Source organism: Bradyrhizobium sp. LM2.9, assembly GCF_054056555.1.
Genome location: NZ_JBSRYJ010000002.1, coordinates 5,345,357 through 5,360,385, shown reverse-complemented (window position 1 = coordinate 5,360,385; position 15,029 = coordinate 5,345,357). Strand labels below are relative to the sequence as shown.

General features: G+C 59.9%; 15 protein-coding genes and 1 pseudogene. 10 read left to right on the top strand and 6 right to left on the bottom strand.

Annotated features, from left to right (window positions below):
- Positions 1-412: 412 nt before the first annotated feature.
- On the bottom strand, positions 413-715 hold the full coding sequence (locus tag ACVWW3_RS27775; protein ID WP_456647995.1) for a hypothetical protein: 303 nt from the start codon (positions 713-715) through the stop codon (positions 413-415).
- A 604-nt stretch (positions 716-1,319) separates the two neighbouring features.
- On the opposite strand from ACVWW3_RS27775, the gene ACVWW3_RS27770 reads away from it, so the two are divergent.
- Together ACVWW3_RS27770 and ACVWW3_RS27765 are read left to right on the top strand one after the other, a co-directional pair.
- The gene (locus tag ACVWW3_RS27770; protein ID WP_456647996.1) at positions 1,320-1,520 is read left to right on the top strand and encodes a hypothetical protein; all 201 of its coding nucleotides are present in this window, start codon (positions 1,320-1,322) and stop codon (positions 1,518-1,520) included.
- A 17-nt stretch (positions 1,521-1,537) separates the two neighbouring features.
- Positions 1,538-1,942 (top strand): hypothetical protein, encoded by a 405-nt coding sequence (locus ACVWW3_RS27765; protein ID WP_456647997.1) that lies wholly within the window; start codon positions 1,538-1,540, stop codon positions 1,940-1,942.
- A gap of 206 nt (positions 1,943-2,148) precedes the next feature.
- Here the strand turns inward: ACVWW3_RS27765 and ACVWW3_RS27760 are convergent, their stop codons facing one another.
- The 3 genes and pseudogenes from ACVWW3_RS27760 to ACVWW3_RS27750 all read right to left on the bottom strand — a co-directional run.
- On the bottom strand, positions 2,149-2,727 hold the full coding sequence (locus ACVWW3_RS27760) for a tetratricopeptide repeat protein (RefSeq protein WP_456647998.1): 579 nt from the start codon (positions 2,725-2,727) through the stop codon (positions 2,149-2,151).
- Between the two features lie 459 nt (positions 2,728-3,186).
- The gene (locus tag ACVWW3_RS27755; protein WP_456647999.1) at positions 3,187-4,251 is read right to left on the bottom strand and encodes an SDR family oxidoreductase; all 1,065 of its coding nucleotides are present in this window, start codon (positions 4,249-4,251) and stop codon (positions 3,187-3,189) included.
- A 149-nt stretch (positions 4,252-4,400) separates the two neighbouring features.
- A pseudogene (locus tag ACVWW3_RS27750) lies at positions 4,401-4,517 on the bottom strand (tyrosine-type recombinase/integrase); the annotation flags it as partial.
- Between the two features lie 512 nt (positions 4,518-5,029).
- Here ACVWW3_RS27750 and ACVWW3_RS27745 point away from each other — a divergent pair.
- On the top strand, positions 5,030-5,443 hold the full coding sequence (locus tag ACVWW3_RS27745) for a cupin domain-containing protein (RefSeq protein ID WP_131873342.1): 414 nt from the start codon (positions 5,030-5,032) through the stop codon (positions 5,441-5,443).
- Positions 5,444-6,073: 630 nt separating this feature from the next.
- On the opposite strand, the gene ACVWW3_RS27740 is transcribed toward ACVWW3_RS27745, so the two are convergent.
- On the bottom strand, positions 6,074-6,853 hold the full coding sequence (locus ACVWW3_RS27740; RefSeq protein WP_207913162.1) for an IclR family transcriptional regulator domain-containing protein: 780 nt from the start codon (positions 6,851-6,853) through the stop codon (positions 6,074-6,076).
- A gap of 111 nt (positions 6,854-6,964) precedes the next feature.
- Here ACVWW3_RS27740 and ACVWW3_RS27735 point away from each other — a divergent pair, with 111 nt between their 5' ends.
- From ACVWW3_RS27735 to ACVWW3_RS27715, 5 genes are all read left to right on the top strand, one after another.
- Entirely contained in the window at positions 6,965-8,221 is a 1,257-nt protein-coding gene (locus ACVWW3_RS27735) for a Rieske 2Fe-2S domain-containing protein (RefSeq protein ID WP_456648000.1), read from the top strand.
- A gap of 10 nt (positions 8,222-8,231) precedes the next feature.
- Positions 8,232-8,702 (top strand): aromatic-ring-hydroxylating dioxygenase subunit beta, encoded by a 471-nt coding sequence (locus ACVWW3_RS27730; protein ID WP_456648001.1) that lies wholly within the window; start codon positions 8,232-8,234, stop codon positions 8,700-8,702.
- Entirely contained in the window at positions 8,699-9,688 is a 990-nt protein-coding gene (locus tag ACVWW3_RS27725; protein WP_456648002.1) for a PdxA family dehydrogenase, read from the top strand. Before ACVWW3_RS27730 ends, ACVWW3_RS27725 begins: the two co-directional genes overlap by 4 nt.
- Entirely contained in the window at positions 9,685-10,716 is a 1,032-nt protein-coding gene (locus ACVWW3_RS27720; RefSeq protein ID WP_456648003.1) for an FAD-binding oxidoreductase, read from the top strand. Before ACVWW3_RS27725 ends, ACVWW3_RS27720 begins: the two co-directional genes overlap by 4 nt.
- A 107-nt stretch (positions 10,717-10,823) precedes the next feature.
- On the top strand, positions 10,824-12,161 hold the full coding sequence (locus ACVWW3_RS27715) for an MFS transporter (RefSeq protein WP_456648004.1): 1,338 nt from the start codon (positions 10,824-10,826) through the stop codon (positions 12,159-12,161).
- Positions 12,162-12,589: 428 nt separating this feature from the next.
- Here the strand turns inward: ACVWW3_RS27715 and ACVWW3_RS27710 are convergent, their stop codons facing one another.
- Entirely contained in the window at positions 12,590-13,045 is a 456-nt protein-coding gene (locus ACVWW3_RS27710) for a DUF3788 domain-containing protein (protein ID WP_456648005.1), read from the bottom strand.
- A 552-nt stretch (positions 13,046-13,597) separates the two neighbouring features.
- On the opposite strand from ACVWW3_RS27710, the gene ACVWW3_RS27705 reads away from it, so the two are divergent.
- Both ACVWW3_RS27705 and ACVWW3_RS27700 read left to right on the top strand, forming a co-directional pair.
- Positions 13,598-14,203: a sulfite oxidase-like oxidoreductase gene (locus tag ACVWW3_RS27705; protein ID WP_456648006.1), complete on the top strand. Its 606-nt coding sequence runs from the start codon at positions 13,598-13,600 to the stop codon at positions 14,201-14,203.
- Positions 14,196-14,942, top strand: coding sequence for a ferredoxin reductase (locus ACVWW3_RS27700; RefSeq protein WP_456648007.1), 747 nt, complete (start codon positions 14,196-14,198; stop codon positions 14,940-14,942). Before ACVWW3_RS27705 ends, ACVWW3_RS27700 begins: the two co-directional genes overlap by 8 nt.
- Positions 14,943-15,029 lie beyond the last annotated feature (87 nt).

Genomic DNA, 15,029 nt, shown 5'->3' with positions numbered 1-15,029 from the left:
GCACGACCGGTGCGATCCGCGTACGGCAAAAGCGTGTGGTCCTGACGCCCGGGGTCTGTGCGTCAAGGCTTGCAGTGATGCTGCTGCCCGACCGGGTCAGCGCATCAGCTATCTGCGAGGCGACGGGGGCAATAGTGCATCGCTCCCCGGGGAGATCACGTCATAAGCCGTCAAACCACTGCGCAGGGGAGGCCGGGATGTCCAGGCTGCCCTGTATGCCGCTGTGCATTTGTCTTCGCAATTTGCGCACAGCGGACCGTGGGTTCCAGCCGGCACCCGTCCTTCCCTGCGCCCTTTCCAAGGAGGGGGCGTCAAGAGAAGCGCAAGACTCGGGCGCCATGCGTCGCGAGGCTGTACAGACGCGTCTTGCGGTTATTTGAAAATTGAAGTGTGCACGCACTCGTCCTGTCAGTCACCGCTGCAGCTCGCAGGCCGCCACGCGGTTGATGTCCGCGAGCCGGCGGTCGGTGTCGCCCTGAAGGTCGATGCTCTCAACCAGTGTCAGTAGGCGGTGATAGGCGCCATCGGCGATTTCGACCGGCAGCGGGGCCTCGTCGAAGGCCTCGACATAATTGCCGACGAGACCGTTCAACAGGCGGCAGAGGCCGCGCTGGGAGGGATCGTCCCGGCCGAGCGTCTCGAGCTTTTGCTGAAAGATACGGAAGGTCCGCAGGCCGTGGTGCTGTTCGGAAAGCCACGCGTGCAGGACGTTCATATGCGCTCCTTCGAATTGCGGAAGAAGCTGCCGGTTTATACAGGAGGGAGGTGACGGTTTGCTAGGGAGGGAATATCGGACTGTTGATCCAGTCCGCCTTCGCCGAGGCTTCGGCGGGACAGCCTTCGCTGCTTCGCTTCGATGGTGCGGAGCTTGGCTCGCCCAGCCGTAGCTGCGAAGCAGCGAAGGCTGGTGCCCCTGGCCGTCAGTTGCCTAATGCCGTAACCATTTGAATTTGAAATAATTTTCGTCGTTGCTTGCTGCCAATACCAACAAGAATACCAACAAGCTGACGCGTCGTTAGCTGGCAAAAATAAAACAGTAGGCGTCCTGGCAGCAGGCACATCGCATGCCGTCGGTCTGCACGTAGAAAGGGAGTTATCGAGCACGAGCATTTCAGCAGCTACTCATTTTTAAAAGCGAGCCGAGAGCGATCTGCCATGGTCAATCAAGCGGGTGACGGAATGGACGGCGCCTCGTTGCCGACCGAATGCTGCCAGACGCACTCTCCCTATTGCCAAGCCTTAGCGAGGAGGTAAAATTCGCAATATTTTGCAGCACTCATGATGTCGCGTGATGCGCTAATTTTCTATGGGGGTCTCCCATGTTCGATCCTGCTACGATCGCCCTTTTGCCCGCGGTGCTGGACGAGGTCTGCAAAAACGTTTCGCGGACCGAGACCGACACCCGTACCCATGTGGCCTCGAAAATTCTGGAAGCCGTGACCAGGGGCGCCACATCTGCGGACCAGCTTGAGTCGGTCGGGCGCCAGACTCTGTCCGACGCGCCGACGATGTGGCGTTAGGCGGAAGAGGGCGGTCAGTGAACTTCCAAGTCACCGTGCTGAAGATCCTGGTAAGCTATCCCGACGGCTTCGCTGTGATGGCGGACCTCAAGCGCGACATGGCGATCCTGGCGACCAGCGGCCGCGACTGGGCGGATCGGACCAAGCGACTGGCCGCGCGCGTGCCGGACCTGGACATCTTCTCGCAGGCGCTCGTGGAGCGTCTGAACGGCGGGTGGCGCATTACCAAGGCGGGGCGGGCGTTGCTCGCACTCATGGAAGCTCGTCCGCGTGATCCCGAGCCGGCCGCCGAAGAGGCTTCGGCGGGGCCGCCATATCTCTCGATGCCGCTACGGCTCCCTGCCCAGATGAACGGGCGCCGGCGCGAACGTCGCCAGCGTCGACGCACCGCCCGTGAACGAGCCACGGCGAAGGCTTCGTGAGAAGCCTTGCGGGCTTCAGCCCGACACCAGAGGAACGAAGCACACCTTCTCGATCTCTTCGATGCAAGTTGTCAGTTCTTTGCCTTCGCTGCCATCGAAGCGGTGCCGCGACACGTCTGTTCAGAGGGGCAGACCGGACGTTTGCAGCCGAGCGCTAGACCGACGCTTTTGACCCGAAGCAGACTTCAATCGCTGACTAACTGCTGTCACGAGGTTCTTTTCTTTAAGCGATACAGCAGCACCTCATGAGATTCGATCTCCTGCTCATGACGAAAAATCCGCAGGAAAAAGGAAATGGCTTCGAACGTGAGCCTGACAGCAAACAGGGTTTTGAAGGGTTGTTGCGCAGTTCTTCTCAATTGCGCAAGCTTGGCGAGCTTGCCGCCAAGGAAGCCGCTTTTGTTAGACCGGTCGTACCACACGGCGGCTCTCAACTGGTTCAAACGCCCGTCTTGCGATTGATAGTGCGTAGCGAGCCAAAACTGCGCGTTCCAGCTACCCTTAACAGCGAGCTTACGCAGTTCACGTACCCCTTCCGGTACGCCGCGAAGCTGAAGGAAACGGGCTCTATGCAGGACACCGTTCTCCTGACCGGATGAGGCGGCTCTATCAAACCATTTCCATGCCGTCACGAAATCTGGGTCAACGGCATCGCCTCGGGCATACGCCCAGGCGAGGGCCAACTGAGCGTCAACGTCACCGGATGTTGCAGCGGCGGTCCATTCAAGAATTTTGCTACGCCGTTTGGCGAAATCGTCAGCGCGGCTCGATGGTGCAAGTCGCATTCAACAGTATTCCTGCGACCCTAGAATTTTCTTACATAGGGAAATTAAGGAAACATCACTCCGTAGCCAGCAATGCGACGCATGTCTGCTTCTGGCCCATCGCGTCAGTTGGTCCGATGCAGCGGTTTGTCTGGAATTGTGTGTAAAGCCGACCTGCCGGCTGAGCTGCCGGACTTCTCAGTTTGACCGATTCTGTTGAAAAAGTCGAAAGTAACGCGGAAGCGAAAATCTTCCTGAGATCAGTTCGGCGCGAGTATTGCCAATAAAGGCGTTCGCCGCACGACCAGGAAGATCGCCGAGCGATCTTACGTAGACTGATGTGGTCTCCCGCATTTAACGGCGTCAAATGCATGGACAGCCCTTAAAAAATTGACACGCGAGCTACAAAAGACTTTTTCAACAGAATCGACCCAAAGCGGAATTTGCGCGGTTCGAGCACACTCGAGCGAGCCGCCTCGCTCACGGTATGATTCGCTTCTCTCGCAGAGTCGTGAACAGGTCGAAGAAACTTTCGTCCGTCGTCTGATAGTCAAGGAACCCCAGCCGACGACTCTTGCCCATGTCGGTGACAACCTCGATCGGTCGACCGAGGTCCCCATCCGTGTGCCACGCAGACGCAAGCCGGTTGAGATCCGGTTCTGCCAAATGATGCTTCCGGGCGATGTCGGACCAAATCTGATGGGCGTCGCTCATCTGTCGCTCAAGCGGATTGTGCTCATTCGGAAACGGTGCTGGCTGCAGTCCGAACCAACCCGCCAAGCGCCCCCACATCCACTTCCAACGGAACACGTCCCCGTTGACAACATTGAAAGCCTGATTGCGGGCAGCATCTGTCATGGCCGCCCATTCCAGATGTTTGGCCAACAGTCTGGCGTCCGTCATATCGGTTAGTGCGTTCCACTGAGTTGCAGAGCCTGGAAACAGAAAAGGCCGTCCGATTTCGCGGCAGATCGTAGCATACGCAGCGAGCGTTGTGCCCATGTTCATGGCATTCCCGACGGCATAGCCTATGATCGTATGTGGCCGGTGAATGCTCCAGCTGAAGCCGTCTCGTTTCGCCGCCGCGAACACCTCATCTTCCTGGGCATAATAGAAATTCTCGGTATCGAGCCGAGGCTGGTCCTCTCGAAACGGCGTGGCGATCAAGCTGCTTTGACCATAGGATTCGAACGGCCCGAGATAGTGCTTGAGGCCAGTTACGAGTGCGACGTGCCTGACCGACGCGGCAGATGACAATGCATCCAGCAAGTTACGCACCATCGCAGAGTTGATCAGGATATTCTCCCTCTCCGTTTTCTGTCCAAGCCACGTGGTGAAGAAAACATGCGTGGGACGCAGATCGCGCAGCGCCGATCCGAGGGACACCGGATCCAACAGATCAGCGGCGATCGGTAACATACCGGGGAGATCAATTCCTGGCCTGCGTGCGAGCCCGTACACTGACCACCCGCGCCCCAGGAGATGTCGGGCAAGATTATTGCCCACTATGCCGGTTGCTCCTGCGACAAGTGCTGCACGTTCCATCTTCGGACCCTTCGCGATCCATCGGAGATATGGCGCCGATTGGACGCGAGCAATCCGAATCTCTGTTTCGTGATGTTGCGAGTTTGTCCTGTTTTGGCCCCGAGCGGGCATAAAACGTAGGGCAGAGCAGGTCAGCTCCGCCCCGCAGTTCAGACGTCGACTTGCTCTGCTATTGCGAGCGCATCGTCGACTTCAATTCCCAGGTGCCGAACAGTACTCTCCATCTTGGTGTGCCCCAGAAGGAGCTGCACGGCTCGCAGGTTGGCACCCTCGCGCCGAATGTGCGCTGTACTCCAATCGCGATGTCGGCGCTGTCCGCGAGCACGACGACATCCTCCAGCGGAGGGCTATCGACCACGCCACGGAACGCCGACTTCGCCCGCAAACGAGCCTATGTTGGCGGAGGAGGCGCGACCCAGAAACGAGTGCCGCAAAGGGCGAGCGACTACAGCTCGAAGATTGAGTCTATGCCGGTCTAAAGGAAAATCACCTCTCGCCATGGAGTCGATAGCCGACGTTATCGGGAGTAACTGAGAGACGCTTGGCACCGCTGCGGAGGGAGTGTGGCGTTCCGTCTGCGAACACACGCCCGAGCGGAGCTCTTGGCAACTGCGAAGAGATGTTCACGTGCCTGCGACCGTCATAACGCGCGGCTATCGAGTTCATGGCGTGACGTCATTTCCAATTCGCGGCGCGCAATTCCATGTTGACCAGCGTGAGCGGCAACCTTTCCCGTCACACCGACCCCCGAAAAGGGTCCACAATCAGGAGGCTACAAATGTCAGTAAAGCAGCCGGTTCTCACGCCGCCCCGCGGCGGCGAGACGGTGACCTCAAGCGGGGGCTCGAGCGTCGAGATGAAAGTGGAGAGCAGCCAGACCGGAGGCGAATATGGCGCTGTCCTGTACACGGTGCGGGCCGGGGAGGAGCCGCCGCTGCACACGCACTCGCGGGAGGACGAGCTGCTCTACGTGGTGCAGGGGCAGCTAATCGCGCGGGTCGGCGATACCCGCGTCGAGGTGGGGCCGGGCGCTTACGCGGCTCTTCCCCGCGGTGTGCCGCATACAATCGAAGTGGTCGGCGACCAGGCGACCCTGCTGCTCAGCTTCGTGCCAGGTGGGCTGGAGCGCTTCTTTGTCCCCCGGAAAGGCGAGCAGCCCGATCCGGCCGCTTTCGGCCTGACGTTCCCTTAGGGGAGGGGACCGCGGGGCGCGGCGTTCGCGACCGTGCGGCCGCTCGCGCCCGGGTTCCGGCCGCACATGACCGCGCCAGACGTTTGATTCCACGCGCCGGCACGGTGCGTCTAACGGTCTCCCGGCTTCAGATCAGCTAGCGCATCGCTGCGGTGGTGAGGCGACAACAACGCCTCGTCGTCTGCAAGGATTCCGCTTTCGCAAGAGCGCGGATATCGCCGGGAACTACTGGCGGTTGGCTCCGCTACTCGCGTGTGGTCAGAAAGAACGAAAGCGAAGACAAACGACACGCTCACATCGCCGTCGAGAACGCGGACGCGGATGCGGATGCGAAAACGATCGCGAGCGCTCGGCGGAGAAGGGCAAGAGATCGACGTGATCCGATTGTTCTCCCGGCAATGTCCCGATAAGCAAGTGCTCGCATTTTGACGTTCGTTCTGAGGTGCGGCCGATGCTTATGATCAATCAATGCGCGATCCTGCGGGGACGTCGCCGTTCACGGCCGGGTGCAATAAACGATCAGCGCGCCCGGGCCGACGTTGGTCCAGACGATTATCAGGACCACATGGACCAAGGGTTCGCGGAATCGGTCACGTATCCGTCGCTGAACGAATGACGGGCTGAATTGCTCTAGCACAGCTCTTTCAGCGGTTGTGCGATCTGGTTTGCACAGTTAAGCAGCACAGGCAGCAGACGTTTTCGCAGATCGCTGACTTTGACTCGGGCCGAAGCCGCACTCACGCTGACCGCGGCAGCGATGTCGCCGTGGGCGACAAACACCGGGACGGCCATCGATCTGATTCCTGGCGCCAGTTCCTCGTCGCTGATGGCGTAGCCGTTCTTCGCGGCAGCCCGAATCGCAGACAGAATGTCCGGGATGGTGGTCAGTGTCCGCGGCGAGCGGGCAGTCAACGGATGCCGGCTCAGGCGTCGCGTGATGTCATCATCGGTGTCGCTACTGAGCAGAATGCGGCCCGTCGCCGAGCAATAGAGCGGCAAATAGGCACCGACGCGAACGCCGGTCTGGACGTAGTGCTCGGCTTCCGCGCGCGCGACGAAGAGCGCTTGATCATCGTCTAGCACCGCCAGCGAAACCGACTCCGCGACTTCGTCGCGGGCGCGTTCCAGGAGCGGCTGCGCGATTTGCACAAGTTTGTCGCGCCCGGACATCATGCCGCCCAGCCGACGCAGGCGAGGCAGCGGGCGGAAATCTCGTCCCGACAGTTCCAGGTAATTCAACTCGACCAGGGTGAGAAGGCATCGACGCGCTGCTGCGCGTGTGGCGCCTGATGCGCGCGCGGCGTCGGCGACACTCATCATCGGGTGAACCGAGAAAGCCTCGATGATCGCGAGGCCTTTTGCGAGCCCCGCCATTCCTTCACGTTTCTCTTTGGCTTCCGCGATCGTCATAGCCAGGCTCCGCCTTGACAGCCCGTTTAGAGCAGATCAAAGTGTTCGAAATATAACTAGTTGTTCGATATTCGAACACATCGAACGTGATGTCAAGCGTGAGGAGCGCCGATGAACAAGATCGTTTTGCCGCCGGAACCAGCGAATCCGGTCAACTGGCCGGAGGGGCTCACACGCGTTCCGTATTGGGTGTTTCAGAATCAATCGGTTTACGCGGAGGAGCAGCGCAAGATCTTCCAAGGGCCGAATTGGCATTACCTCGCGCTGGAAATTGAGTTGGCGGAGCCCGGCGATTTTCTCACCACGCACATCGGCGACACGCCGGTGATCGTCACCCGTGACACCGACAATGAAATCTACGCGTTCGAAAACCGCTGCGCCCATCGCGGCGCGCTGATCTGCCTGGAAAACCGCGGCAAGCATCGCAAGGATTTCAGCTGCGTGTATCACGCCTGGAATTACGACCCGCAGGGCAACCTGACAGGCGTCGCTTTCAAGGATGGTATCAAGGGCAAGGGCGGCATGCCCGATACGTTCAGGATGGCGCAGCACGGTCCGCGCAAGCTCCGCATCGCGATCATTGACGGCTTGATCTTCGGCTCATTCTCCGAAGACGTGCCATCGATCGAGGAATACCTCGGCGAGGAGATCATGAACCGCATCGAGCGCGTGCTCGGCGGTCGTACACCCGTGGTGCTCGGACGGTTCACTCAAGTGCTTCCGAACAACTGGAAGCTCTACATGGAGAACGTCAAGGATTCCTATCACGCCAGTATCCTGCATCTCTTCTTCACGACGTTCGAATTGAACCGGCTGTCGATGAAAGGCGGCATCGTCGTTGATGAGAGTGGCGGGCATCACGTCAGCTATTCAGCGATCGATCGTGAGGCGGACAAGGACGTCGACTACGCCAAGCAGCAATTGCGCTCCGAGAGCGAGTACAAGCTCGCCGATCCGACCTTGCTGGAGAGCTTCGACGAATATCACGACGGCTGCACGCTGCAGATACTGTCAGTGTTTCCGACCTTCGTGCTGCAGCAGATCCAGAATGCCATCGCGGTGCGCCAGATAGTGCCGCGCGCTGTCGACAGAACCGATCTGAACTGGACCTATCTCGGCTTCGCCGACGACACGCCCGAACAGCGCCTGACGCGCATCAAGCAGGGCAACCTAGTTGGCCCGGCCGGGTACATCTCGATGGAAGACGGTTGTGTCGGTGGCTTCGTGCAGCGCGGCATTGCCGGCGCAAGCGACGATTATGCCGTCCTCGAAATGGGGGGCACCGATGCCAAGGGGAGCGAGAGCCGGGTGACCGAGGCGTCGGTACGTGGTTTCTGGAAGGCGTATCGCGCCAACATGGGAATCTGAGGACTGGACCATGAGTGGTAACTCTCTGCAATATATCACGAAGGCGCTGGCCGATTACGCCCGCTGCATCGACGATGATCGTCTCGAGGATTGGCCGGGACTGTTCCACGGTCCGTGCTTGTACAAAATTACCACCGCATCGAACTATCGCGACGGGCTCGAGGCGGGCATCGTGTTCGCCAACACGCGCGGCATGCTGACCGATCGCGTCTCCGCTCTACGCGAAGCCAACATCTACGAGCGGCAAAGCTATCGCCATATCCTTGGCCTGCCATCGATCCTCTCGGAGGAAGGCGCGATAGTGAAGAGCGAAACGCCCTTCATGGTGGCGCGCATCCTGCAGGACGGCGATACGTCGATTTATGCCACCGGCCGCTATTTTGATGTCTATGAGATCGCGAACGATACAGCGCAACTACACGAGCGCACGGTGGTGTGTGACAGTTCGCGGATCGACACGCTGCTGGCGCTCCCGTTATGACGCCGAAAACCGTCGCGCTGACCATCGGCGATCCCAACGGCATCGGCCCAGAAATCGCCGTAAAGGCCGCGGTGCTGTGCGCGGAGGCACAGCCCGAATCGCGTCCGATCTTGGTTGGCGATGAGCACGTCATTTCTTTCTATACGGACAAATTCGCGCCGGGCCGGCCGCTGACGCAAGGTGGGCCATCCACTGACAAGCGGGCGCTGCTTTATCATCCCGTTACGGCTTTGGAAGCCAAAGCCTTCCAGCCGGGACTGGGATGCGCGGAGGGTGGCCGTGCGACCGTCGCTTATGTCGAGGCGGCGCTCGACCTCATGACCATCGGGCGCGCCCACAGCGTCGTGGCGTGTCCGCATTCCGAGACCAACGTGAACTCCGCCGGCATCAAGTTTACCGGTTATCCGAGCCTGTTGGCGCGGCTGAAGAAGGTGCCGGAGGATGAGGTGTTCCTTATGCTGGTCGGCGCCGGCTTGCGCATCGTTCACGTGACCTTGCACGAGCGGCTTTTCGACGCCATCAATCGGATCACGCCGACGTTGATCGAGCGTGCCATCCGCACAACGATCAACGCCTTGCGAAATCTCGGCATTCCGCATCCGCGGCTTGGCGTTTTTGGCATCAACCCCCACGCGGGCGAAGGCGGTCTTTTTGGTGATGATGACGACCGTATCGTCAAGCCGCTGATCGAACGGCTGAAGGCGGAAGGCGTCAAGATCGAGGGGCCGGTGGGCGCTGACCTGATGCTTGGTCATCAAGGCTTCGATGCATTCGTGGCGATGTATCACGATCAGGGACATATCCCGATCAAGCTGCTGGCCGGCCGGAATTCGGCCGCGATGTCGATCGGTGCCGGTCTGATGTTTTCAAGCGTCGGCCACGGCAGTGCCTTCGACATTGCAGGCAAAGGCATCGCAGATCCGACGCCCGTCCTGCGTTGCATTCAGCTCGTCGCAGGTGCCAACCAATTCAAGGAAACGGCATGACGCACACAATCGCGATCGAAGACGCCGATATCAGCTTCACCTGCAACGACGACGAGACCATCCTCGTCGCGGCGGAGCGCGCTGGCTACACGATGCCTTACTCCTGCAGGAAGGGCGTATGTGCCTCCTGCGAAGGCTTTTTGAGCAAGGGCGACGTCAAGCAGCGCTCGAAGGAAATGACAGGCCCAACTGGCAAGGTCCTGTTCTGCACGGCCACCGCCAAGAGCGATCTCACGATCCGGCCGCGACGGGTCCAGCGCCACGATCCGTTGGCGCGGAAGAAAATTCAGGCGCGGGTCTTCCGCATATCGCGCCCGGCGCATGATGTAGCCATCCTGCAATTGCGCTTCCCGGCCAGCATTCGCGCCAAGTTCAAGGCCGGGCAGTATCTGCGCATTCGTACGCCTGACGGCGACGAGCGCAGCTTTTCAATGGCCAATGCGCCGCAAGAGAGCGACGGAGTGCAGTTGCACATTCGGCACGTGCCTGGCGGCGCGTTCTCCGAAAAAGTGCTGGCGTCCCTACGGCTCGACGACAAGCTCGAGATCGAGGTGCCGTTCGGCGATTTTCATCTGCGGGAAGACGACCAAGCGCGTTACGTGTTCGTCGCAACCGGTACCGGCTTCGCGCCCTTGAGATCGATCCTTGATGACATGATCCGGCGGAGGCTCAATCGCGACGTGCGCTTCTATTGGGGCGGACGCAGCAGGGCCGATCTTTATCTCGCGGAGACCTGCGAGAAATGGGAAAGGCGCTATTCGTGGTTCACGTTCGTTCCGGTGCTATCCGAGCCCGACGCGAACTGGAGGGGACGTCGTGGTCTAGTGCACGCTGCGGTGCTTGAGGATCTTCCCGATCTGTCAGACCGGCATGTCTATGCTTGCGGCAATCCTATGATGATCGAGGCCGCGCGCAATGAATTCCAGGCGCGTGGTGGTGTGCACAGGGACCGCTTCTACGCCGATGCGTTCGTGCCAAGTGGATCATCCGACCCAAACCAGGCGCAGGTCCTGCAAATCGCAGTCTGACCATTTACGTACCTTCTTCGTGGTTGCGGCGCGATGCGATCGCTCCACTATCGCCAACTCAAATAACAAATCGAGCCAAAATAATCTGGCCAGCAAAAGGTGAGGAAATGAGTACCGAGGTTGCGTTTGACGTCCCATCCTTCATTAATTCCCGCACTACCGGCATCACGCAGTATGGCATCGTTCTGCTGTGCGGTCTCGTCATGTTCCTCGACGGCTTCGATACGCAGGCCATCAGCTATATGGCCCCTTCAATCGCAAAGGAGTGGGGGCTCACCAAGCAGCTTCTCGGACCGATCTTTTCGTCGGCCCTGACTGGATTGATGGTGGGCTATCTGCTCGTCTCGCCCTTTTCTGACCGCTTCGGCCATCGTAAGCTCGTGATCATCTCCACGTTTGCTTTCGCCCTGCTGACGTTCGTGACAGGTCACGCAACCAACGTCACCGAATTGATTGCCCTGCGCTTCTTAACCGGCATTGCGCTCGGCTCGGTGGTTCCCAGCGCCATCGCATTGACGACCGAGTTCAGTCCCGCGCGGCTGCGCGCGACATTCGTCCTGGCGATCTATGCCGGCTTTTCGCTGGGCTTCGTCGCAGCGGGCGCCGTCGCAGCTTGGGCTATCCCTGAATATGGCTGGCGATCGATGCTGTGGATCGGCGGCGCCGCGCCCATGGTCGTCGCGATCCTGGCGCTGATGTTTCTGCCGGAGTCGATGGACTTTCTGATCCGCACAAAGGCGCAACCGGAAGCCGTCTGGCGTGTGGTGCGTCTCGTTGACGGTGCGTTGCCCGTGCAAGGGCCGACGCAATTCATCACCGAGGCCGCTGAGCGGCGCAGTGCTGTCGGAAGTCTGTTCTCGTCCGGGCGCACCGCCGGAACGCTGGTGATCTGGATCGTGTTCATGCTCAATCTGGCCGAATTCTACGCGCTACAAAGCTGGCTCCCATCGATGCTGACGAATGCCGGCCATTCTCTCAACACGGTCACGCTTGCCACGAGCATGACCACCGTCGGCGGTATCACCGCCGCATTCGCGGTCGGGCCGGCGATGGACCGCATTGGTCCCTACGGCTCCCTGGCGACGGTTTATCTGTCTGGCGTCCTGTTTGTTATCTTGTTCGGCTATACGATCGACAAACCGAACTGGATAATGGTGGCGACCGCTTTCTGTGCCGGCTTCTGCATCAGTGGCGGACAAAAGAGCGTGATCGCATTGGCGGCGATTTTCTATCCGACCGCGATCAGATCCACCGGTGTGGGCTGGGCTCTCGGAATCGGCAGACTTGGCGGCATTGGCGGCCCGCTGCTGATTGGGGCTTTGCTCGCTTATCACCTCAGCGCGCAGCAAATTCTCTATGCTGCTGGGATCCCGATGCTGCTGGCCGGATTGCTCATTCTCCTGCTCGGCCATTGGTATGGGCGGGATACTAAAGGCGAACGTTGAACCTTGAACGTCTGCTATTTGCCTCAGAGCCGACGGCACCGGACACTCCGGGACATTCCGTCGTTTACGAAATCAGCACATGAGTGGTCGATAACTCATGCCTTGCGGCACAGGTGTGGGAGCGTTGCCCGGTCGCCTTACGGGCTTGGGCTCTGGGATGCTTATCGCAAGGTTCAAAAGACCCCGCAGAGCGCCCTCTCGATTGCCGTTCGTAGAGGGGCCACGGCATCTACTGGCAACGGATGCGAGCGCATCAGCACGTAGGCCGCGAACCGTTCAATCGCGTCGTCGGCCCTCTATGCTCCAAGGTGGGACCCGTGCCGCCCCCTCGAGGCCCAAGGTAAAGAATGTCGTCGACGATATCGGTGGTCCAACGATCGCCAAACGAGGAAGACCTTTGTTCGTTGCCTATTCTAGTCGGTTGAGATTCAACCGCGGGACGGTGGAGGGCGCTTCATAGTCAAGAGCTCCGCCACATCACGTCGATCAGCTGCAGATGAGATAGCAGCTGTCAGCCATTTCCCGTCAGGGTATGTTTTGGCTTCATCGTAGAGCTTGACCAGATGCGAACGCCAGCCAAGGCGCCGCTCCTCGAACTTCTCTCGCTCCGCTCTTCCCAAGACCACCAGGACCGAAAACCGCCTGTATTCAGGGACGAAGGTGCAGAATGCCTTGGACTTCTTATACCTCAGGGACCAACCGCGCTTCTTGCCGCCATAGAGCCAATCCGGCGCGAAAACACCAGGGTAGTAGGTTTCTATCCAATTCCGCAGCTCGGCCCAATGCACAAACCCCTTCGGCCCGATCCAGTCGCGGACAGTGTTGTCATCGGGCGGCGCTGATTTTCCGGTGATCCTGTCGCCGATCTGGGGGGACTGTTCCATGCCGCTTTTCCTACATCAACTTACTACGTGAGCTTCGGAGGACTCAGGGAACTGCGCCACGATCTCGCGCAAAGGATTTGTTGCAAAAAACACGGCGTTTTGAATCGATGTGGGGCGCGATATTTTCCGTCCTCAGTCCGGTATTGAGACGCAGGCGAGTTGCCCGTCAAAGACGAAATCCAAGGTTCGGATTCGTGGACACGTAATATCGGCTTTCGGACCGCTCCAAACGGCCGCACCACCAACTCCATGCAACTCCGTCGCTCCAGAGGTCCGAAACACGTGTCCGACCATCCTATGCACTCGTCTTGACGGCCTTCGCGCTGCCCCGGGCACTCCGTAGCCGTCCGCGAGCGCAACGAGCGATGAGCGATCGACTCGCAGGGACCAGACGGCCATCATAACGCGTGGCTATCGACTTCATGGCGTGACGGCATTTCCCATTCGCCGCGAGGAAATCCATGCTTCGCGGGTACCTTGCTCGTCCGGCGCACAGCATCTTAGCGTGTTGTGCGGGACTAAGCTCTTTTCACCTGCCGGAGGAAATCCGCTATGGTCACTCGCGGTTTCACAGGTCGTCAATCCGGATCAGAACCATCGGACCGAATCCCGCCGGGACAGCACCTCGTCGACAATTTCCCGGTGCTTACAGCCGGCCCCACGCCGCGAATCGAGCCCGCGGACTGGACTTTCACGCTGAAGGTCGGACCTCGTCCGGTCAAAGCGTGGAGCTGGTCAGAGTTTAACGCGCTCCCACGAGCCAAGATGACGCGAGACGTCCATTGCGTGACCTCGTGGTCGAAGCTCAACACCGCTTGGGAGGGCGTGGCCGTCGATGACATCCTCGCCGACGCTGGTCTTACCGCACCCACTCCGTTTGCCCTCGCACATTGTTACGACGGATACTCAACCAACGTGCCGCTCGCCGACCTCGCAACGGGAAAGGCGATGGTCGCGCTCAAGTATGAAGGGCAACCGCTGCCGCGCGATCATGGGGGGCCGGCGCGCCTACTCGTGCCGCATCTCTACTTCTGGAAGTCGGCGAAGTGGGTGAATGGACTTCAGTTCACGGAGGGCGACGAGGCCGGCTTCTGGGAGCTGCGCGGGTACCACATGCACGGCGATCCGTGGAATGAGCAGCGATACACGAATGACTGAAGCGATTGCCGCAGCCGTGCGATGGCAGAGCTGTGTGATTGTCGAGATCGCGACGAGAACGCCTGCTATCAAGAGCTTCTTTCTCCGCCTCTCCGAAACGTTCGACTCTACGGCCGGACAGCATGTTGACGTGCGGCTGACTGCGCCCAACGGCTACACTGCCATGCGCAGCTACTCGATCGCCTCGGCCCCGAGCGATTCCAATGTGATCGAGCTGGCGATCGAGCGCCTCCGGGACGGTGAGGTCTCGCCGTTCTTTCACGACGTCGCCCAGGTAGGCGACACGATCGAGCTTCGGGGGCCGCTTGGCGGACACTTTCTCTGGCCCGGGCCTTCCAACAGACCAGTGCTCTTGATCGGTGCCGGCTCCGGCGTCGTGCCGCTCGTGGCGATGATTCGGTATCGGAAGGCCAGCGGTGAGCCGGTGCCTGTCGCGCTTTTGCTATCCTCCAGGACCTGGGATTACGTGCTGTTCAGGGACGAGCTCCTGGAGCTCGAGAGGTCGCTTCCCGATTTCGTATTCGCCATGACCCTGACACGCGAGCCGACAACCCGTCGCACCGACTTCAGCAGGCGGATCGACAGCGGGATGGTCGCTGACGTCGCGGGGCGGCTGCCTGTATCACCCGCCTGCGCCTTCGTGTGCGGTTCGAACGCCTTCGTCGACATCGCGGCGGACGCAGCGCTCGCTTTGGGACTGGAAACCGGGGCGATCAAGACTGAACGCTACGGCGCTTGAGAGACGATTCCTCTTGCTCCGCGAGAGGATAATTTTCGCTAATGCCCAGATTAATCCTGCGGCCACAGCAATCACGGTGGCGCTGAA

Coding starts and splice junctions, on each gene's coding strand:
- ACVWW3_RS27745 (WP_131873342.1), top strand. CDS start 5,030: ATGTCAGTAAAGCAGCCGGTTCTCACGCCGCCCCGCGGCGGCGAGACG.
- ACVWW3_RS27725 (WP_456648002.1), top strand. CDS start 8,699: ATGACGCCGAAAACCGTCGCGCTGACCATCGGCGATCCCAACGGCATC.
- ACVWW3_RS27755 (WP_456647999.1), bottom strand. CDS start 4,251: ATGGAACGTGCAGCACTTGTCGCAGGAGCAACCGGCATAGTGGGCAAT.
- ACVWW3_RS27700 (WP_456648007.1), top strand. CDS start 14,196: ATGACTGAAGCGATTGCCGCAGCCGTGCGATGGCAGAGCTGTGTGATT.
- ACVWW3_RS27770 (WP_456647996.1), top strand. CDS start 1,320: ATGTTCGATCCTGCTACGATCGCCCTTTTGCCCGCGGTGCTGGACGAG.
- ACVWW3_RS27775 (WP_456647995.1), bottom strand. CDS start 715: ATGAACGTCCTGCACGCGTGGCTTTCCGAACAGCACCACGGCCTGCGG.
- ACVWW3_RS27740 (WP_207913162.1), bottom strand. CDS start 6,853: ATGACGATCGCGGAAGCCAAAGAGAAACGTGAAGGAATGGCGGGGCTC.
- ACVWW3_RS27715 (WP_456648004.1), top strand. CDS start 10,824: ATGAGTACCGAGGTTGCGTTTGACGTCCCATCCTTCATTAATTCCCGC.
- ACVWW3_RS27705 (WP_456648006.1), top strand. CDS start 13,598: ATGGTCACTCGCGGTTTCACAGGTCGTCAATCCGGATCAGAACCATCG.
- ACVWW3_RS27720 (WP_456648003.1), top strand. CDS start 9,685: ATGACGCACACAATCGCGATCGAAGACGCCGATATCAGCTTCACCTGC.
- ACVWW3_RS27730 (WP_456648001.1), top strand. CDS start 8,232: ATGAGTGGTAACTCTCTGCAATATATCACGAAGGCGCTGGCCGATTAC.
- ACVWW3_RS27710 (WP_456648005.1), bottom strand. CDS start 13,045: ATGGAACAGTCCCCCCAGATCGGCGACAGGATCACCGGAAAATCAGCG.
- ACVWW3_RS27760 (WP_456647998.1), bottom strand. CDS start 2,727: ATGCGACTTGCACCATCGAGCCGCGCTGACGATTTCGCCAAACGGCGT.
- ACVWW3_RS27735 (WP_456648000.1), top strand. CDS start 6,965: ATGAACAAGATCGTTTTGCCGCCGGAACCAGCGAATCCGGTCAACTGG.